This is a genomic window from Streptococcus suis YS161, assembly GCF_002760245.1.
GTDB classification, from domain to species: domain Bacteria; phylum Bacillota; class Bacilli; order Lactobacillales; family Streptococcaceae; genus Streptococcus; species Streptococcus suis_I.
Map to the genome: position 1 here is coordinate 1 of NZ_ASCA01000020.1, position 20,399 is coordinate 20,399.

The window sequence follows — 20,399 nt, forward strand, 5'->3', positions numbered from 1 at the left end:
TTATTTTTAGTGTAACATAAAAACTAACCCACCACAAAATGTGATAGGTTAGTTAACTTAATGACATTGGGCTTGGTAGCAGTCATAGTATTTGTCCTGCAGCCTTTAACCTATAGCCCTTACTTTCTATTGGGCTGTTTTTATATAGGTTCTTTTTTGGGTTTGGTATATATCCTAGGGCAACTATTGTTTGCGGCCAGATTTATTTTCCGTAATGTGAGAAAAAAATAATCGCTCAGCTTGTTTAGGCTGGGCGATTGCTTTTTTCGATGAATAATTGTTGAGCGATGGCTGTTGGGACGGCAAGCTCTTTGTCCTTGTACTGGATGGTAATGGTCTGGGCAAAGTGGTCGAAGTCCGTTACAAGTAATTGGTCGCCGATAGCTAACTCATGCTGCTCCAAATATTGTAGCAGTTGGTAGAAATCATGGATACGGACCAGTTGGTAGGAGCCAGTTTCGGTCAGTTGGGATAGTCGGGTTTGATAGCGTTCCGCGAGCAACTGGTTCTCTTTGGGAATGCTGCCGCCATGTGGACAGGTTTGGGGATAACCTAGGAGTTTATCCAGTCGGTTGATAAAATGGTCGGAGACAGTGTGTTCCAAAATTTCAGCTTCTTCATGGACTTCTTCTGGAGAGTAGCCAAGTTGCTCAACTAAGAATACCTCAATCAAGCGGTGTTTGCGATAGAGGCTGGCTACCATTTCAAGGGCAGTTTGGCTGAGGAGATAACCTGCCTTGGCATCCTTAGAAATGAGCTCTTCGGCTACCATTTTTTTGAGCATTTCGGAAACGGCTGGTGCGGAGAAGGCCATCTTCTCTGCAATGAGTTTATTGGTAATTTTTTGGTCTAATTGACCCAGTTCATAAATACATTTTAGGTAATCTTCTTTGTTTGGTGTCATGAGAACTCGCTTTCTACTGAAACTATTATATCAAAAAATTTAAAAATCAGTTGACAAAATGAATTTTTTAGCTTAATCTAATTATATAGTTAGGTATGCTTAATAAAAATAAAAGGAGAACCTATATGAAGAAAATATTGTTCAGTTTTGCTCTGCTATTGTCCCTAATAGGGCTAGGAGCTTGTCGTCCATCGCAAACCACAGAAGGCTCTAGTAAGCCAAGAGTGGCTGTGACTACTTCCTTCCTCAATGACATGGTCTATCAGTTGGCGGGTGATGAGGTGGAACGTGATTTGCTGATTCCAGCAGGAGAAGACCCTCATTTGTACGTAGCCAAATCTAGTGATTTATCAAAATTACAAAAGGCTGACCTTGTTCTCTACCACGGTTTGCACTTTGAAGGTAAAATGGTTGAAGCTTTGGAGAAGACCGGAGTAGCTGTTTCTAAAAACTTTAATGCAAAAGATTTGAATACGATGGATGAGGATGGAGAAGAGATTGTCGATCCGCACTTCTGGTTTTCAATTCCCTTGTACAAGTCAGCTGTAGCTGTAGCTTCAGAGGAACTACAAAAACTCTTACCTGCTAAAGCTGAGATGATTCAGAAAAATGCAGAAAAATACCAAGCGCAGCTAGATGATTTGCATGCCTGGGTAGAAAAAGAATTAAGTGTGATTCCAAAAGAAAGTCGCTATTTGGTAACACCACATGATGCCTTTAATTACTTTGCTGCTAGTTATGACTTCACTCTCTATGCTCCTCAAGGCGTGAGCACCGACTCAGAAGTGGCTAACAGTGACATGATTGAGACAGTTAACCTAATCATCGACCATAATATCAAGGCTATCTTTACAGAGTCTACAACCAATCCAGAACGCATGAAGAAATTGCAAGAGGCAGTAAAAGCCAAAGGTGGTCAGGTTGAAGTTGTTACTGGCGAAGGTAAGGAGTTGTTCTCAGATTCCTTGGCACCAGAAGGCGAGGAAGGGGATACCTTTATCGACATGTACAAACATAATGTTAAATTGATGGTTAAATATCTGAAATAGTACAGGTCGAACGGACTTGCTATTCAATGAAGACTAGAGATATTACCGAAGATAGAGTTGATAGGTACCAATATGAGGGATAATCAATTGTTTCGAGCACAAGCAGTATAGGTCTCTTTCTATAGGAGGTGACAACGCTTGGGGGAGGATAGGCGTTAGTAGCAAATCACACCAGTTATTGAGGTCCTTGACTAGAAATACTGTTTGTAGACCTCGATGATCTTGGTTCACAGCGGGACTTTATATATCAGTAGTCTGTGCGTGAATAGGGATTTCAAATGAGTAGTAAAAAGGACTCGGTCTAGGTCGAGTTCTTTCCGTTTTTGGACCGTTTTTAACAGAATTATAAACCTACAATTGAAAGAAGCATTGGTGCTCTACGAAAATCAAATTCATGTACTGATGTGTTGAAATAAGCGATGTATAGAGTTTGCCAGCAATTTGTTGGTACGGTATCTTAATCTTATCGACTTTCTCAGCTTGGTAGGTTGGTCTGATTTTGATTTTCATTGAGTATGAATGAGGTATATCATTTTTAAAAATAGGAGGAAATATGTCAGCAATCATTGAATTAAAAGATGTCAATTTAGCATATACAGCCAGCCAGACCATGGCTTTAGAAGATGTTAATTTGGTGATTCCCAGAGGGAGTCGGACGGCTATTGTTGGACCAAATGGTGCTGGGAAGTCCAGTCTATTCAAGGTCATTTTGGGGTTGGAAAAACCTGACACAGGGCAGGTTCGCTTGCTTGGTCAGGAGGCAGGTCTAGAGAGGTTGATTGCTCAAAAAGTAGCCTATATTCCCCAGTCCAGTCAAGTAAACTGGCAATTTCCTGCAACAGTTTTTGAAATTATTCTGATGGGACGCTTCGCTCATAGTAAGGGGATGTTTAGAAGACCGACTAAGGCTGATAGACAGATTGTTGAGCAGGCTCTAGAACGGTTAAAAATTGCGGATTTACGCAATCGTCAGATTGATCAGCTTTCAGGTGGGCAGCGTCAGCGGGTCTTTCTAGCCAGAGCCCTGGCACAGGAAGCAGAATTGTATCTTATGGATGAGCCTCTGGCAGGGATTGATCAGGCAACAGAAATCATGATCATGGATATGCTCAAGGAGTTCCAATGTGAAGGGAAAACTTCCATTGTCATTCATCATGACTTAACGACGCTGGATGCCTACTTTGATCACCTTGTCTGGCTTCATAAGCATGTGATTGACTCTGGTCCGATGGATGAGACTTTGACAAGCGAGAATTATCAGGCGACCTACGGCATAGGAAATGGGCTGTTTCTAGGAAATGCCAAAGGAGGCAGTCATGTTTGAGGTTTTCAAAGAGTATTCTTTCTGGACAGTTGCTTTAGGGACCGTCAGCCTAGCTGTGGCAGCCAGCACTATCGGAAGTATATCTGTTCTTACTAAACAGAGTTTGCTTGGGGATGCTCTTGGGCATGCTTCTTATCCTGGAGTGATTGTCTCTTTCATGATTTTTCAGTCGCGACATCCTCTCTACTTGCTGTTAGGAGCAGTGTTGTCAGGCTACCTTTCTTATGCACTTGTCCATTGGCTGCGTCGAAAAGGTGGTCACAGCCTAGTCAATGCCCTTTCATTGGTGTCTGCGTCTTTCTTTGGTTTGGGAATGGTCTTAAAAAATGCTATTCAGGGAAATGAAGCCTTTGCAGGGTCTTCCCAAGCTGGATTGCAAACCTATCTATTTGGACAGGCAGCCTTTATTCAGCTGGATGATGTGATACTCATCGGAATTATTTCTCTATTGGCTTTGGTATTGTTTGCTTTCTTTTATCAAGACTATAAGCTGTATCTGTTTGATCAAACTTTTGCAAGGGTTATTGGTGTTCGTGTAAAGTACTTGCAGCAGTTGACGATGTTTTTGATGATTTGCCTAATTGCAGTAGGATTAAAGTTAGTCGGAGCTATTTTGATGAGTAGTTTTTTGATTGCGCCAGCTGTCTTTGGCTTGATGCTGGGAAAATCGTATCATAAGAGTCTGTTACTGGCAGGAATCGTTGCAATTGGGTCGGCTTTCGTAGGGACCTGGATTAGCTCCAGTGTATCTGGTTTGTCGACTGGACCGACTATTATCGTCTGTCTGACAGGTCTGACCCTGTCTGCATTTGTGTATGTTACCTATGTCAGAAAGGAGAATGGTCGTGTTTGAAGTATTACTCATTTTGATGGTTATTGCTAGTTCTTGTGGCTTGCTCGGCTCGATACTGGTTGTAAAAAATCAATCGATGTTGGCAGATGCGCTATCGCATTCTGTCTTGCTTGGGATTGTTCTGGGATTTTTTATTAGTCATAGTTTGGATTCACCGTTGCTAATAGTTGGTGCCAGTCTGTTTGGGTTATTATCGGTTCTTGCCATTGACCGTCTGCATAGTCGAAAGATGGCGCATGATGCCGCAACAGGTCTAGTTTTTTCTTTCTTTTTTGCGGTGGCGGTTTTGCTTATTTCTCTTTTTGCTCGCAATGTTCACTTGGATGTGGATCTGGTTTTGCAGGGGGAAGTACTTTTTGCTCCGCTCCATCGTATGGATGTTCTAGCCTGGTCACTCCCTGTTAGTCTGGTCAAGTCGAGTTTGGCTTGGTTGGTTATTGTTCTATTTTTTGTTTGGTCTTACCATCGTTTACAAGTGTACCTATTTGACAGCAACCATGCTCGTTTGTCTGGCTTACGAACAAGGATTTTAGAAATGGTTATTTTGATTCTAGTTTCCTTAACCACTGTTCTGGCCTTTGAAGCGATTGGCTCGATGACTGTTATTGTTTTCTTGGTGGCACCAAGTATGGCTGCCCTACGTTGGGTCAAATCCTTCTGGCAATTGCTTCTTTTAGGGCAAGGTATCGCTATTTTAACGGTTGTGCTAGGTTTTTTAGTGGCCAATCAACTGGATTTAACCATGTCAGGGACCTGTGCCGTTGTCAGCCTTCTTGTGGTTTGTTCGAGTATTATTCTAAAAAATACTTGGTCATGGTCACCTGATAAGTGAAATTGTCAGAATTTTTTGTTATTATAGTCATTAAGAAAGACAAAGGAGAAAATCAATGACACGTTTACAAGATGATTTTTACGAATACGTCAATGGTGAATGGGCAAAAACAGCCGTCATTCCAGATGATAAGCCAAGAACAGGTGGTTTCACGGACTTGGCAGATGAGATTGAAAAGCTCATGATTGACACGACAAACGCTTGGTTGGCGGGAGAAGATGTCCCAGAAGATAGCGTTTTGCAAAACTTTGTGGCTTTTCACAAACAAGTAGCTGACTATGAAACCCGTGACCGTTTGGGGGCAAAACCTGCTCAGGCCTTGATTGCAGAGTACAAGGCTCTCAACTCTTTCGAAGAATTTACCAGCAAGTTGGCAGAATATGAGTTGGCAGGCAAGCCAAACCTCATGCCTTTCGGTGTGGCACCTGACTTTATGGACGCGACCACCAATGTCCTCTGGGCAGATTCTCTAGGCATTATCCTGCCAGATACGACCTACTATGAGGAAGGGCATGAAAAAGGAGCAGAGTTGCTCAAAACGTGGAGAGAGAGCCAAGAAGCCCTCCTGCCTAAGTTCGGCTTCAGTGATGAGGAAATCAAGGACCTCTTGGACAAGCGTTTGGAACTGGATGCCAAGATTGCCAAGTATGTTCTTTCAAATGAAGAGGGGTCTGAGTACGCTAAACTCTATCATCCGTACGAGTGGGCAGATTTTACTGCCTTGGCACCAGAGTTGCCTTTGGATGATTTCTTCACAGCGATTTTAGGTCAAACGCCAGACAAGATTATCGTGCCTGAGGAACGCTTCTGGCAGGCTGCCAAGGACATTTACAGTGCGGATAATTGGGAGCTTTTGAAGGCGACCTTGATTTTGAAAGCGGCAGGAGCTTATACAGCTTTCCTGTCAGATGAAATCCGTATTCTAGCAGGAGCCTACAGCCGTGCTCTTTCTGGTACGCCACAGGCTCAAAACCAAGAAAAAGCAGCCTACAACTTGGCACAAGGCTACTTTAACCAAGCCCTCGGTCTTTGGTATGCAGGAGAAAAATTCTCACCAGAAGCCAAGGCCGATGTGGAAGCCAAAGTTGCTAAGATGATTGAGGTTTACAAATCTCGTTTGGAAACGGCAGACTGGTTAGCTCAGGAAACGCGTGACAAGGCCATTGTCAAACTCAATGTTATCAAGCCTTACATTGGCTATCCAGAAGCCTTGCCAGAGCGTTATTATAAGAAGATTGTTGACCCAAGCAAGTCCTTGGTGGAAAATGCCATCGAACTAAACAAGATTGACATTGCTCATGGTTGGAGCAAGTGGAACAAGCCTGTGGACATTAAGGAATGGGGCATGCCAGCTCACATGGTCAATGCCTACTATAACCCACAGAAAAACTTGATTGTCTTTCCAGCAGCCATTTTGCAGGCGCCATTCTACTCGCTGGAGCAATCTTCGTCAGCTAACTACGGCGGTATCGGTGCGGTTATTGCCCACGAGATTTCCCATGCCTTTGACTCAAACGGTGCTTCCTTTGATGAGCATGGTAGCTTGAATAACTGGTGGACAGAGGAAGATTATGCAGCCTTTGAAGCTCGTACTCAGCAGGTCATCGACCAGTTTGAGGGTCAGGATTCTTATGGTGCCAAAATCAATGGTAAATTGACCGTGTCAGAAAACATTGCCGACCTTGGTGGGATTGCAGCGGCCTTGGAAGCAGCCAAGTCAGAAGATGACTTCTCCGCTGAGGAATTCTTTACCAACTTTGCTCGTATCTGGCGAATGAAGGCTCGTCCTGAGTTCATGCAGATGTTGGCTAGTGTCGATGTCCATGCACCAGGTCACTTACGCACCAACATCCAGTTGCCAAACTTCGATGAATTCCATGAAACCTTTGGCGTTCAAGAAGGCGACGGCATGTGGCGTGCAAAAGAAGACCGCGTGATTATTTGGTAATATTGTAACACTCAACATCGAACCTTGGTAATTCGATTCGCTAAGTAAAAGGGTCTAGTGATTCTTTTCAGCTAGTTCCCTTGAAATAGAAAAAAGAACAGATCCTAAGCTGTGCCTGCATTACCCAGTCGGATGTTAAGTTTCATTGAATACCATATAGCAAAAATCTCGTTTCGACGGGATTTTTTGCTACAATAGAAGGTAATTTTAGGAGGTGCTACAGATGAAAGTTGGTCTAGTTTTAGAAGGTGGGGGTATGCGAGGCCTTTATACTGCGGGTGTTCTAGATGCTTTTTTAGATGCTGATATTCATGTTGATGGGGTCGTTTCAGTTTCCGCAGGAGCACTTTTTGGCGTTAATTTCCTTTCCAAACAAAGAGGCAGAGCGATTCGCTATAATAAGCGTTTTATTAAAGATAAGCATTATATGGGATTGAGATCCTGGTTGACAACAGGAAATATGGTCAACAAAGACTTTACTTATTACAAGGTACCAATGGAGTTAGATAGGTTTGATCAAGATGCTTTTGCGCAGTCAGGAGTTCCGTTCTATGTGACGGTGACAAATATTGAAACCGGTCAGCCAGAATATTACAAAATTGATCATGTCTTTGAGCAAATGGAATTGTTGCGCGCCAGTTCAGCATTGCCTTTCGTTTCAAAAATTGTCGAAGTTGATGGTAAAAAATACTTAGATGGTGGTTTATCAGATTCTATTCCTGTTGAATTTGCCAAAAGTCTTGGCTTTGACAAACTCATTGTTATCTTGACGCAGCCAATTACTTATCGTAAAAAGGCTTCAAGCGGACGGATTTACCGCATGCTTTATAGAAAGTATCCTAAATTTGTATCTGTCGCATCAAAACGGTATCAACATTATAATCAAACTGTCGAAAAAATCATCCAGCTAGAAAATGAAGGCCAGATTTATGTTATCCGGCCTCATCAAGCTTTACAAATTGGTCGTTTAGAGAAGAATCCAGAAAAATTTGAAGAAATTTACCAGGCTGGATTACAAGATGGGATGGGAGCGATTGAGGATTTAAAGGGATACTTGGAGAAATGATGATCGATTGATGTAAAAAACAACATTATTTTTGTTTTTTTCTCTGGCTACCCAGCAGTTTGCGTTTATTTCTACCTTTTTTCTTTCCTTATTTCGTGATATAATGGTAAAGATAATTTATTGACATGGAGAAAACACATGAGCTTCTATAATCACAAGGAAATCGAGCCCAAATGGCAGGAATTTTGGGCAAAAAATCATACCTTTAAGACAGGAACAGATGCGGACAAGCCAAACTTCTATGCCCTAGATATGTTCCCTTATCCGTCTGGTGCGGGCTTGCACGTTGGTCACCCTGAGGGTTATACGGCGACGGACATTCTTAGCCGTTACAAGCGTGCCCAAGGCTACAACGTTCTTCACCCAATGGGTTGGGATGCCTTTGGTCTGCCAGCGGAGCAATACGCTATGGACACGGGAAATGACCCAGCTGACTTTACAGCGGAAAATATCGCCAACTTCAAACGTCAGATTAACGCCCTTGGCTTTTCTTACGACTGGGACCGTGAGGTCAATACGACTGACCCCAACTACTACAAGTGGACCCAGTGGATTTTCACTAAGTTGTATGAAAAAGGCCTAGCCTACGAGGCAGAAGTGCCTGTCAACTGGGTGGAAGAATTGGGAACAGCTATCGCCAACGAAGAGGTCCTTCCTGACGGAACATCTGAGCGTGGTGGCTACCCAGTTGTCCGCAAACCAATGCGCCAATGGATGTTGAAAATCACGGCCTATGCAGAGCGTTTGCTCAACGACCTAGAAGAAGTTGATTGGCCAGAGTCGATCAAGGATATGCAACGCAACTGGATTGGCAAGTCAACAGGTGCCAATGTGACCTTCAAGATCAAGGACACAGACAAGGACTTCACTGTTTTCACAACTCGTCCAGATACCCTTTTTGGTGCGACCTATGCTGTCCTTGCTCCTGAGCATGACTTGGTTGATAGCATTACATCGCCTGAGCAGGCAGAAGCAGTAGCTGAGTACAAACGCCAAGCTTCTCTTAAATCAGACCTTGCCCGTACAGACCTAGCAAAAGATAAGACAGGTGTCTGGACAGGTGCTTACGCGATTAACCCTGTAAACGGCAAAGAAATTCCAATCTGGATTGCTGATTATGTCCTTGCAAGCTACGGAACAGGTGCCATTATGGCGGTTCCTGCCCACGATGAGCGTGACTGGGAATTTGCTAAACAATTTGGTTTGGACATCATTCCAGTTTTGGAAGGTGGCAATGTAGAAGAAGCGCCTTACACAGAAGACGGCATTCACATCAACTCTGACTTCCTAGATGGTCTCAACAAGGCTGATGCCATTGCTAAAATGGTGGCTTGGTTGGAAGAAAATGGTGTAGGTCAAGAGAAGATTTCTTACCGCCTCCGTGACTGGCTCTTCAGCCGTCAACGTTATTGGGGTGAGCCAATTCCAATCATCCACTGGGAAGATGGCACTTCCACAGCTGTACCTGAAAATGAGTTACCTCTGGTATTGCCAAAAACCTCTGACATCAAGCCTTCAGGTACAGGCGAGTCACCGCTAGCCAACCTGACAGACTGGTTGGAAGTGGTGCGTGAAGACGGCGTCAAAGGTCGCCGTGAGACCAACACCATGCCACAATGGGCGGGGTCAAGCTGGTACTACCTCCGCTATATCGACCCACACAACGATGAGAAATTGGCAGACGAGGAGCTTCTCAAAGCTTGGTTGCCAGTGGACATCTACATCGGTGGTGCCGAGCACGCGGTCCTTCACCTGCTTTATGCTCGTTTCTGGCATAAGTTCCTTTACGACCTTGGCGTTGTACCGACCAAAGAGCCATTCCAAAAACTCTTTAACCAAGGGATGATTTTGGGAACGAGCTACCGCGACAGCCGTGGTGCCCTTGTAGCGACCGACAAGGTGGAAAAACGCGACGGTTCCTTCTTCAACATTGAAACTGGTGAGGAGTTGGAGCAGGCACCTGCTAAGATGTCTAAGTCTCTTAAAAATGTGGTCAACCCAGATGATGTGGTCGAGCAATTCGGTGCGGACACCCTCCGTGTCTACGAGATGTTTATGGGTCCACTTGATGCGTCAATCGCTTGGTCAGAAGAAGGTCTCGAGGGCAGCCGTAAGTTCCTTGACCGTGTTTATCGCCTGATTACAACGAAGGAAATTTCTTCGGAAAATAGCGGAGCGCTTGATAAAGTTTACAATGAGACTGTGAAGACGGTGACAGAGCATATTGAAGATTTGAAATTCAACACGGCTATCGCCCAGCTCATGATTTTTGTCAACGCAGCCAACAAAGAAGACAAGCTTTATGTCGAATATGCCAAAGGCTTTGTCCAACTGATTGCCCCATTTGCACCACACCTGGCAGAAGAACTCTGGCAGGGTCTGGCAAATACAGGCCAGTCAATCAGCTATGTCGCATGGCCAACATATGACGAAAGTAAACTGGTAGAAAGCGAAGTGGAAATCGTTGTCCAAATCAAGGGCAAGGTAAAAGCCCGCTTGACCGTAGCCAAAGACCTAGCACCAGCAGAGCTTGAAAAAGTTGCCCTTGCGGACGAAAAAGTCCAAGCTGAAATCGCTGGGCAAACAGTGGTCAAGGTGATTAGTGTTCCAAATAAGTTGGTGAATATTGTTGTGAAGTAACCAATTTATTTGCCCATCTCCAACCTCTAACAGTCTATCCGCAGACTGTTGGAGCCAACTAAACTTGTTAATATTGTAGTGAAATAATTGTAAATAAATAGAAAACGACTTCCGTATTGGAGGTCGTTTTTGGCTGTCTTGAGGGGAGTTTCCTTTATATTACGGAAAAAGACAGGAAGTGTGTGCGTTTACAAAAGGTAGAAACAGGAATATAATAAGAATATATGAACAAAGAAGGGAGAACAGGTCGTGAAATCAATCAAATTAGTCACACTCGGTGGCGGCTCGAGCTATACTCCTGAGTTAGTTGAAGGGATGATTTTGCGTTCCCAGCAACTACCCATTCGAGAATGGTGGTTTGTAGATGTTGAAGCTGGGGTGGAAAAGCAGAAGATAGTTGTTGATTTGGTGCGTCGAATGGTCAGAAAGGCTGGATTAGACTGGGAAATAGAGGCGACACTGGATCGAAGGGCTGCTTTGAAGGGAGCAGACTTTGTGACATCTCAGTTCCGAGTTGGTCAGTTACAGGCACGCTATATCGATGAGACAATTCCTTTGAGTCATGGTCTACTTGGACAGGAAACCAATGGGGCAGGTGGCATCTTTAAGGCATTTCGGACCATAGAGGCCTATAAGGGTATCATTGCAGACATGAAAGAGCTGTGTCCAGATGCTTGGTTGATTAATTTTACCAATCCTGCAGGCATAGTAACGGAAGCGATTGTTAATGAACTGCAGTGGAACAGGGTGATTGGCTTATGCAATATTCCGATTGGTCAGAAAAAGACGGCAGCTCAGATTTTGAATTTGCCTGAGGAATCGATTCAAACCAATCATGTTGGATTAAACCATTTCCATTTTCATGAAGTTTGGGATCAGACTGGCCAGAATCGAACTGGTGAGGTCATGGAAGCTTTATACGGTAACTCAAGAGGGAATCAGGAGGTTGTTAAAAATATTACTAATTTAGATTTTTCATTCCCCTTCTTGCAGTCGATTGGTCTGTTGCCCTGTGATTACCACCGTTACTACTTTTTAGAAAAGGAGATGTTGGCAGATGCCTTAGACCAGTATCGTCAAGGGAAGGTGCGGGCTCAGGTTGTTCAAGAGGTCGAAGAAGAGTTGTTTGAGCTCTACAGGGATTCAAATTTGGACTATAAGCCTAAGCAATTGGAGCAACGTGGTGGTGCTTATTACAGTGATGTTGCCTGTCAACTCATTTGTGCTATATACAACGACAGCAAGGAAATTATGACGGTTTCGACGGTTAATAGGGGAGTGATTTCTTATCTGCCAGAGGACTGCGTAGTCGAAGTCTCGTCTGTTATTACTGCCCAGGGTGCGCTTCCTTTGGTATGTCCCAAAACACCGATGGTGGTCAGGGGATACCTGCAGCAAATGAAGCAAATGGAGTTGGCGACTGTTGGGGCTGCAATGACAGGAGACTACGCTTTGGCTTTACAGGCTTTTGCTCTCAATCCTCTGATTCCGAATGGAGAATTGGCAGAGCGTGTCTTACAAGAATTACTAGTGGCACATGAGGCGTACTTGCCACAATTTAGGAGTGTCATCGATCAGATAAAGAAGAAAGGAATTGGTTATGACAGAGGATAAGGTAGTTTATCATTTTCCAGAAGGTTTTTTGTGGGGGACTTCTACATCGGGTCCGCAGAGTGAAGGAACTGAGCTGGGCGATGGAAAAGGACAGAATAATTGGGACTACTGGTACAGCATTGAGCCAGAACGTTTCCATGGGAAAGTAGGCCCAGAGAGGACTTCCACTTTCTATAAGAATTTCAAAAAGGATATCGAGTTATTGGTTGAAACTGGACACACAGTATTTAGGACATCGATTCAGTGGTCGCGGTTATTTCCAAAGGGTGTTGGAGAGGTTAATCAGGAGGCTGTGACTTTTTATCGTTCTGTATTTTCTTTGATAAAAGAAAAAGGGATTCAGCTGTTTGTTAATCTCTATCATTTTGATCTTCCCTATGCTTTGCAGGAGCAAGGAGGCTGGGAGAACAAGGACATTGTTTGGGCATATGAAGCCTATGCTCGTACTTGTTTTGAATTGTTTGACGACCTAGTAGATCGTTGGATTACCTTTAATGAGCCGATTGTTCCAGTTGAGTGCGGCTATCTAGGGGATTATCATTATCCTTGTAAGGTAGATGCCAAGGCGGCAGTTGCTGTTGCCTACCATACTCAGTTGGCTAGTTCCTTGGCAGTAAAAGCCTGTCATGAAGTGAATTTGGAGAAGAAAATTGCAATTGTCCTGAATCTGACACCGGCCTATCCTCGAAGTGAGCATCCTGATGATGTCAAGGCAGCTAAAATAGCTGAGCTCTTCCAAACCAAGAGCTTCTTAGATCCTTCTGTATTGGGAGAATACCCGAGGGACTTGGTTGACTTGATTGAGGAATACGGATTGAGTCCTGAAACCAGCGAGGAAGAGCTGGCGATTATTAGGGAAAATCGGGTAGATTTTTTAGGTGTCAACTATTACCAACCCCTTCGTGTACAGGCACCGACAAAGGTTTGGAAAGAGGGAGAGGTTTTGACTCCAGAGCACTTCTTCGCACCTTACGATATGCCAGGGAAAAAAATCAATCCGCATCGAGGCTGGGAAATCTATGAAAAAGGAATCTACGATATCGCAATCAATATTCGGGACCAATACAACAATATTGAGTGGTTAGTCACTGAAAATGGTATGGGAGTAGAGGGTGAAGTGGCTTTCCGGCAAGATGAGGTCATTCAGGATGATTATCGGATTGAATTTATCGAAGATCACTTGATAGAATTACATCGGGCTATTGAGGAAGGGGCTAACTGTAAAGGTTATATGTTGTGGACCTTTATTGATTGTTGGTCGTGGCTCAATGCCTACAAAAATCGTTATGGGCTGGTCGAGTTGGATTTGGAGAATCAGGAGCGCAGGATTAAGAAATCGGGACGTTGGTTTAAGGCGCTGAGTGATGCCAATGGATTTAGTCGTTAGGAGGAGCAATGGTGCAATTTGGTTTTTCAATCTATCCAGAAAACTATTCTCTGGAAGAGTCTAAGGCTTATATAGACTTGCTGGGGCGTTATGGGGCACGGCGAATGTTTATGAGCCTCTTGCAGCTTGGGGGGAATGCCCAAGAAGCCTTGCAACTCTATCGGGACTTGATTGCCTATGCTCGTCAGTTGGGGATAGTCGTGATTGCGGATCTTAGTCCGAGTTTTATAGAGGCACAGGGCTGGCAGAAATCACTCATTGAAGAAGCCCATGGTTTAGGGCTGACAGGGATTCGTCTGGACGAGGCCTTGCCTTTGGAGGAGATTGTCAGCTTGACACAGAATCCTTACGGGCTCAAGATTGAACTAAATCTGAGTACCGATAAGGTCTTACTGACGCAACTGCTAGCTAGTGAGGCAAATAGGGATAACATTGTTGCCTGTCATAATTTCTATCCTCATGCCTATACAGGACTATCAGAAGAGCATTTTTTAGAAATGTCTTCTTTCTATCACCAAGAAGGCATACAGACGGCAGCTTTTGTGACTGCCCAGTCTGCAACGGAAGGGCCTTGGCCCTTGTCAGAAGGCCTGCCTACCTTGGAGGAGCATCGCAATCAGACCTTACCTCTTCAGATTGCCTGGCTCAAGGCGACAGGTTTGATTGACTGTATTCTCATCTCCAATCAGTTCATCTCGGAGGAGGAGCTCCAGTCTATTCAATCTATCTTGGAAGAAGAGGACATTTGTTTACCTGTAGAACTTACTGGGCAAGTGACAGCTGTGGAGCGGGAAATCATTGAGTTTGATCATGTTTATCGTGGGGACATTTCAGCTTACCTACTTCGGTCGACCATGCCCCGTATTGTCTACAAGAATGCTGCTATTCCTGCACATACAGACAGGGAAATACTTGTGCAGCGAGGGGATGTCTTGATTGACAATGACCTATATGGTCGTTACAAGGGAGAGTTACAAATAGCTTTGAGGGAGTTCACCGTTAGTTCAAAAGTGAATCGGGTTGGACGAATTTGCCCTGACTATCTGCCCTTGCTCACTTTTATCAAGCCTTGGCAATCCTTTCGATTGCGAATCGTTGCGTCCGATTCCTTTCATTAACAATACGGAAAAAAAGAGAACCCTTGTAGCCTGAGGATATGCTACAATAGAAATATAAAAATATGTTTTTATCAACAGGCTCTAGCTTACTAGTCTTGTTATATTTCGTATAAATCTTGCGGAGAGGAGGGAGTATGCTATCTAAAAAAGAAGTTCGTCTGGTAGATTATTTACTGGCAAAACAAGGGGACTTTGTATCTAGTATAGAACTGGCAAAGGCTTTGGGTGTCAGTGATCGAACAGCAAGAAAGTATGTCCAGCAACTCTCTCTTTCGCTAGAGGCTAGCGGTGCTTCTATTTTGTCCAAACAAAGTAAGGGGTACTGTTTGCAGGTGGAGAGACCGGTTGAGTTTGAAATGTTTTGGCAAGAACAGCTACGGTTGAAAAAGCAGGTGACGGACTTACGGCAACTGGAGGAAGCGACGGACCGACAACGCTATGTTTTAAGTAAGTTATTATTGGAAAATCCAATTCAGTCCATGGATCGTTTGCAACGAGAGCTGTTTATCGGAAAAACAACCCTACATTCTATCATTGCGGATATTCGCAATTTATTTGCTCCTTACCAACTGGAACTGTTGTTCACACGGAGGGGGGTAGAATTAAGCGGGGAGGAGCCTGCTATTCGGCACTTCATCATGGATTACTTTTTTGGACAAGGGAATGGTCAGTCTCTTTATGGTTTGGTGGAAAGTCAGCTCCTACCAGACATTCGGTTTACAGACCTGATGTTGATTGTCTTGGATGAGTGTCGTGATGCCAAACTTCGCCTGTCTGATTTTGTGATGCAAAACCTGGTTCTTCATATCGCTCTGCTCTTGCAACGAATGAAGGGGGGAGCTAGTTTAGAGCGATTTCCAATATCTGATCAGATTCAATCTTCCAAGGAGTATCAGGTTGCTGGACGAATTATCGAACGAATTGAAACAGAGTTTCAAGTGGAGATTCCTGTAGAAGAAGCCAACTATATCGCTCTACACCTGAAGGTCAAGTTGACGGGGAATCCTAGTCAGCTTTCGGAGTTAGAGGACGGTCTAGAGGAAGAAGTTGAAACTTGTTTACAGACTCTCTCTCAGTTGACTGGTCTGGATTTGTTAAAAGATCGACAACTTTTCAAGGGGATTGTCGCTCATTTGCTTCCCTTACGGACGCGGTTGGAGCACCAGATTCAGTTGGCTAATCCCTTGGTGGCTGATATCCAGAGGGATTATATAGAAGTATTTGAGCTGACCAAGCAAGCTTTTGCTTCTGTGCCAACCTTGGCTGCCTATAGTATTTCGGATGACGAATGGGCCTACCTGACCCTGCATGTATTGGCTGCGATTGAGCGGTACGAGGGTCGGAAAAAGTTGCGGGTATTGGTCGTCTGTGCAACCGGAATTGGAAGCGCTTTAATGTTGCGAAATCGTTTGGAAAAGGAATTTGCAACAAGCTTGGAAATTGCAGATGTTGTGAGTTACTATGAGGTAACAGAAGAAGGTTTAAGAGATGTAGACCTGATTATTTCTTCGATTAGCTTGTCCAATTTAATTTTCCTGACACCCGTCATCACCGTCAGTGTTTTCCTGTCAGAGCAGGATATCGAGGCAATTCGTTCCTATCTTCAACAAGTGACACCTGTCCGAGTTGAGCAGAACGAGGCTTTACCTATGGAGGAAGAGCAGGCGAGACAGATTGCAGAGGCTGTATTTTCACCCTTGCGAATAGTCTCTTTGGAAAAAAAGATGAGTCGAGATAGGACCTTGTTGCAACTAATAGCGCGCTTGGATGAAGCCAAGGAATCAGGCTTTGTGGAACAATTTAGGGAACAGGTAAATGTGAGAGAGTCCTATAGCTCGGTCGTTTTTGGAGAACTGTTGGCCTTTCCGCATCCAGCTATTCCCCTGACTTTCTCTGAGCAGATTGTGGTTGGAGTTTGTAAGGAAGCGGTTGAATGGGAAGAGGGGAAGAAGGTGCAGTTTGTCTTTCTTCTATCTCCGTCTAAAGGTCGGAATCCACATCTGAAGTATATTTCACCTTGTCTGGTTGAATTTGTCCAAGACAGGTCCTTGCAAGAAAGGCTAGTGCAAAATCCTAGCTATCAGGAATTAGTCGATATATTTATTCCCTTGATTCAGAAACAGGGGTAGGAGGAGTTTTTTATGAAACAAATTATGTTAGTGTGCAATGCTGGTATGTCTACTAGTATGTTGGTGACCAAGATGCAGAAAGCCGCAGAAGAAAAGGGGATAGAGGCAACGATTTGGGCAGTCCCTGTGTCAGAAGCTGATAGTGAAGTTAGTCAAAAGGAGATTGATGTCCTTTTGCTAGGTCCACAGGTTAAATTTTTGCTAAATGACTACAAGGCTAAGTTCGAGCCTGCAATCAAGGTTGATGCAATCAATATGATGGATTATGGAGTGATGAATGGTGCTAAGGTGCTCGATGCTGCTTTGGCACTAATGGAGGACTAGTATGAACTCTCCGGAATACTTAGAAGCGATTATGGGGCTTATTATGTATGGGGGAGAGGCAAAGGGCTATGCTGTTCAGGCGATTCAAGCGGCCAAGCAGGAGGATTTCCAGACGGCAGAGCACTTGCTTCAAGAAGCAAACACCTCCCTAAATATTGCCCATAAGTCACAAACAGGTCTACTAGCCCAAGAGGCTGGTGGGCAAACGGTGGAAGTGACCTTGCTAATGGTGCATGGACAAGACCACTTGATGAATGCCCTGACTTTTATTGATATGGCCAAGGAAGTAGTGGAGCTCTATAAGCGTTTAGCTGAACAGAAGAATTGTGGCTAGGCCACCTTGTTGGATAACGGAGATAGGAGGACAGGTATGAAAATCAAAAAAATAGGACAGGTTCCAATTGAACAATTGTTTGCTGCGATTGGTCGGTCCTTGAAAGAGGATTATCAGCAAAATACTGGACGTCCTCTTCTTGATCAAGATATCCAGAAGGGGTTGACCTATGTAAAAACATTTGGAAACAAAGGAGAGCATAGTGTCAAGGTGCATGTAGAGGAATTTCTTGCTCCCTATCGTTATGCTGTTTGTTTTCATTCCAATCGAGGAAAAGAGCATATCCGCTATGATTTGCACGCTTTGGGGGACAATCAAACAGAGATTGAATACTCTTATGAAATGGAAGCGGTAGACTTATTTATGAGAGGGAACTACTTTTTAATGGAGAAAGTCTTCTCTAAGAGTTTGAAACGGCAGACAGATGCTCAATTAGAAGCACTGATTCGGTATTCTAAAGAAGGTGCTTCGACATCGTGATTTTGTTTATACAACAATAAAAAAATAGAAAAGGAGACAGATTATGTCAAATATTTCTGAAAAGTTCATGGAAATATCAGGAAAAATCGGCTCGCAACGTCATTTGATAGCTATACGTGATTCCTTTATTTCCATGATGCCGATTACAATGGCTGGTACGGTAGCCGTCCTGCTCAATGTCTTTTTGAGGGATATTCCAAACAATATGGGTTGGACAGGTTTTGCAGAGGCTATGCAGCCTGTTATTAACATCAATGGCTATGTTTATTTTGGAACCATTGGGATTATGGCACTTGTTTTTGCCTTTGCTTTTGGTTACAACTTGTCTTTGATGTACAAGGTCAATCCTCTTGCAGGCGGTTTGATTTCCTTTGCATCATTCATCTCTACTATTCCTCAAAGTGTAACGATTTCCACTGCTTTAGACGGAGTTGATAAGTCAGTTGTTTCTGCTTTGGAAGGTTTGGGATTATCCATTGTGACGACAGATGGAGTTTCAGCCTTGGAAACAAGCCAGTGGGGAGCTATCGCATTGAAATATGGCGGTGCAACAGGTTTGTTTACAGCATTGTTTATTGGATTTCTCGCCACATGGGTCTATGCAAGTCTTGTAAAACGGAATGTCATTATTAAATTGCCAGATTCTGTTCCACCGGCAGTTAATAAGGCATTTGCTGCTATTATCCCAGGTACTGCTGCAATTTATGCGTCATCCATTGTGGCATATCTTGCATTTACTCTAACAGGACAATCTTTGGGAGATTTAGTATCAACTTATATTCAACTGCCATTACTTGGTCTGTCACAAGGTCTTGGGTCAGTCATTCTTTTAACTTTCCTTGTACAACTTTTTTGGTTCTTCGGCCTGCATGGTCACAATGTCTTGGCGCCAATTATGGACGGAGTCTATATGGTTGCACTAAATGAAAATGCGGCTGCTTATACTGCAACTCATAGTACTGCGAATTTACCGTGGCTTTGGACTCGTGGTTCCTTTGATGCTTATGCTCAAATGGGTGGTTCAGGCGTCACTCTAGCTTTGATTATTGCTATTTTCATTTTCTCAAAACGAGAAGAATACAAAATGGTAGCTAAATTATCTGCTCCAATGGGTGTATTCAATATTAACGAACCAGTTACCTTTGGTATACCAATGGTATTGAATCCACTGTTTGCTATTCCATGGCTAATTGTTCCACCGATTTGTGCAACTATCGCATACTTAGCGACAGCGGCAGGTATAATTCCGCCAGTCTTTGCTCCTGTTCCATGGATTACCCCTCCAGGACTCTACGCTTATCTAGCAACAGGTGGTAACATTATGGCTGCGTTGGTTTCACTATTCAACCTCTTTGTTGCCTTCCTGATTTGGACACCATTTGTTATTGCAGCCAATAAGGTTAAGGCTGGTGAGGAATAATGTTTTCCAAGAACAAATCTCCTTTCTTATTGGCGCTAGGATTTTTCCTTATCGCGATTAGTCCGCTTTATGGGAATAAATATCTAAACATTATATCTGGTTTGGTTTTTATTCTAATCAGTGTACTTAGGAGTAGGAGAAAATAATTACACTAAATAGAAAACGACTTCCGTATTGGAGGTCGTTTTTTTGACAAAAAGTCCGAACACTGTAATTGTTAAGAGATTGCAAGTTATCTGTAATATTTGTTACATTTCTTTAAGCTCTCTGCAAGGATTATCCCTTAGGATAGATAGGGCAGAAAAACACGAAGGAATCAAATATTATGAGTTATCAAATGATAAAAAAACAATTCAAATTGGGACTGTTTACAGCCCTCATAGGAAATCTTTTATGGTCGGGAATGGTGAATGTCAGTGCAGATGACACAGTTATAAGCGATAGTCCGACAGTATCAGCGTTAACAAAAAAGGTTGAAGCTGCAAAAAAAGCAGCCAAAGCTGCTGCCGCTGCAAAGGCTGCTTTGGCTACCAATATGGTGTCAGAGGTTGCTGTGGAATATACGGCTAATACCTATCCAGCGGGTCAGTGTACTTGGGGTGCCAAAGAAATGGCTCCTTGGGTTGGAAACTATTGGGGTAATGGTGGAGATTGGGCAGCTAGTGCGGTAGCGCTTGGATATGAAGTGGGAACTACTCCAAAAGTTGGCGCTATTGCTGTATGGACAGATGGAGGCTACGGTCATGTTGCCTATGTAACAGATGTGGCAGCTAACGGTCACATTCAAGTTAAGGAATCAAACTATGGTGGAGTATACTACCCAAGTAATGTCCGAGGTTTCTTTGATCCAACAACGACTAGCGAAGGAACAGTCAGCTATATTTACCCACCAGCTGGAGTATAATTATAGACAATATGTAAAGACCCCCAGTTGAGAATTCGTGGATTTACCTGTACACTAGAATAAAAAAACAATC

The 20,399-nt window shown here is 43.6% G+C and carries 18 protein-coding genes; 16 read left to right on the plus strand and 2 right to left on the minus strand.

Annotated features, from left to right (window positions below):
* Positions 1–244: 244 nt before the first annotated feature.
* Positions 245–904 carry a metal-dependent transcriptional regulator gene (locus SST111_RS03280; RefSeq protein ID WP_099810017.1) on the minus strand — a complete coding sequence of 220 codons (660 nt, stop codon included), beginning with the start codon at positions 902–904 and terminating at the stop codon, positions 245–247.
* A gap of 125 nt (positions 905–1,029) precedes the next feature.
* On the opposite strand from SST111_RS03280, the gene SST111_RS03285 reads away from it, so the two are divergent.
* On the plus strand, positions 1,030–1,953 hold the full coding sequence (locus tag SST111_RS03285) for a metal ABC transporter solute-binding protein, Zn/Mn family (protein WP_013730650.1): 924 nt from the start codon (positions 1,030–1,032) through the stop codon (positions 1,951–1,953).
* Positions 1,954–2,304: 351 nt separating this feature from the next.
* Here SST111_RS03285 and SST111_RS12370 read toward each other — a convergent pair whose 3' ends face one another.
* Positions 2,305–2,463 (minus strand): hypothetical protein, encoded by a 159-nt coding sequence (locus tag SST111_RS12370; protein WP_257211367.1) that lies wholly within the window; start codon positions 2,461–2,463, stop codon positions 2,305–2,307.
* Positions 2,464–2,506: 43 nt separating this feature from the next.
* On the opposite strand from SST111_RS12370, the gene SST111_RS03300 reads away from it, so the two are divergent.
* The 15 genes from SST111_RS03300 (at position 2,507) to SST111_RS03370 (ending at position 20,326) form a co-directional block, all read left to right on the plus strand.
* Positions 2,507–3,277, plus strand: coding sequence for a metal ABC transporter ATP-binding protein (locus SST111_RS03300; protein ID WP_099810018.1), 771 nt, complete (start codon positions 2,507–2,509; stop codon positions 3,275–3,277).
* Positions 3,270–4,130 (plus strand): metal ABC transporter permease, encoded by an 861-nt coding sequence (locus SST111_RS03305; RefSeq protein ID WP_024411015.1) that lies wholly within the window; start codon positions 3,270–3,272, stop codon positions 4,128–4,130. Before SST111_RS03300 ends, SST111_RS03305 begins: the two co-directional genes overlap by 8 nt.
* Positions 4,123–4,962, plus strand: coding sequence for a metal ABC transporter permease (locus SST111_RS03310; RefSeq protein ID WP_099810019.1), 840 nt, complete (start codon positions 4,123–4,125; stop codon positions 4,960–4,962). The genes SST111_RS03305 and SST111_RS03310 overlap by 8 nt, the downstream gene beginning before the upstream one ends.
* A gap of 55 nt (positions 4,963–5,017) precedes the next feature.
* Positions 5,018–6,910 (plus strand): M13 family metallopeptidase, encoded by a 1,893-nt coding sequence (locus SST111_RS03315; RefSeq protein WP_099810020.1) that lies wholly within the window; start codon positions 5,018–5,020, stop codon positions 6,908–6,910.
* Positions 6,911–7,133: 223 nt separating this feature from the next.
* The gene (locus tag SST111_RS03320; protein ID WP_099810021.1) at positions 7,134–7,976 is read left to right on the plus strand and encodes a patatin-like phospholipase family protein; all 843 of its coding nucleotides are present in this window, start codon (positions 7,134–7,136) and stop codon (positions 7,974–7,976) included.
* 138 nt (positions 7,977–8,114) lie between these two features.
* Positions 8,115–10,616: a leucine--tRNA ligase gene (leuS, locus tag SST111_RS03325; protein WP_099810022.1), complete on the plus strand. Its 2,502-nt coding sequence runs from the start codon at positions 8,115–8,117 to the stop codon at positions 10,614–10,616.
* Positions 10,617–10,865: 249 nt separating this feature from the next.
* A complete protein-coding gene (locus SST111_RS03330; protein ID WP_099810023.1) occupies positions 10,866–12,230 on the plus strand; it encodes a 6-phospho-beta-glucosidase in 1,365 nt (454 codons plus the stop codon).
* Positions 12,217–13,617: a glycoside hydrolase family 1 protein gene (locus SST111_RS03335; protein WP_099810024.1), complete on the plus strand. Its 1,401-nt coding sequence runs from the start codon at positions 12,217–12,219 to the stop codon at positions 13,615–13,617. Before SST111_RS03330 ends, SST111_RS03335 begins: the two co-directional genes overlap by 14 nt.
* An 8-nt stretch (positions 13,618–13,625) precedes the next feature.
* Entirely contained in the window at positions 13,626–14,735 is a 1,110-nt protein-coding gene (locus SST111_RS03340) for a DUF871 domain-containing protein (RefSeq protein WP_099810025.1), read from the plus strand.
* Positions 14,736–14,869: 134 nt separating this feature from the next.
* The gene (locus SST111_RS03345; protein ID WP_099810026.1) at positions 14,870–16,864 is read left to right on the plus strand and encodes a BglG family transcription antiterminator; all 1,995 of its coding nucleotides are present in this window, start codon (positions 14,870–14,872) and stop codon (positions 16,862–16,864) included.
* A gap of 12 nt (positions 16,865–16,876) precedes the next feature.
* On the plus strand, positions 16,877–17,188 hold the full coding sequence (locus SST111_RS03350) for a PTS sugar transporter subunit IIB (protein WP_002939849.1): 312 nt from the start codon (positions 16,877–16,879) through the stop codon (positions 17,186–17,188).
* Between the two features lies 1 nt (position 17,189).
* Complete coding sequence (locus SST111_RS03355; RefSeq protein WP_024379337.1) at positions 17,190–17,522, plus strand: PTS lactose/cellobiose transporter subunit IIA; 333 nt, start codon at positions 17,190–17,192, stop codon at positions 17,520–17,522.
* A gap of 36 nt (positions 17,523–17,558) precedes the next feature.
* A complete protein-coding gene (locus SST111_RS03360) occupies positions 17,559–18,002 on the plus strand; it encodes a DUF3284 domain-containing protein (RefSeq protein WP_029177236.1) in 444 nt (147 codons plus the stop codon).
* Positions 18,003–18,045: 43 nt separating this feature from the next.
* Entirely contained in the window at positions 18,046–19,422 is a 1,377-nt protein-coding gene (locus SST111_RS03365; RefSeq protein ID WP_043025573.1) for a PTS sugar transporter subunit IIC, read from the plus strand.
* Positions 19,423–19,747: 325 nt separating this feature from the next.
* Positions 19,748–20,326, plus strand: coding sequence for a CHAP domain-containing protein (locus tag SST111_RS03370; RefSeq protein ID WP_024419591.1), 579 nt, complete (start codon positions 19,748–19,750; stop codon positions 20,324–20,326).
* Positions 20,327–20,399: the final 73 nt, after the last annotated feature.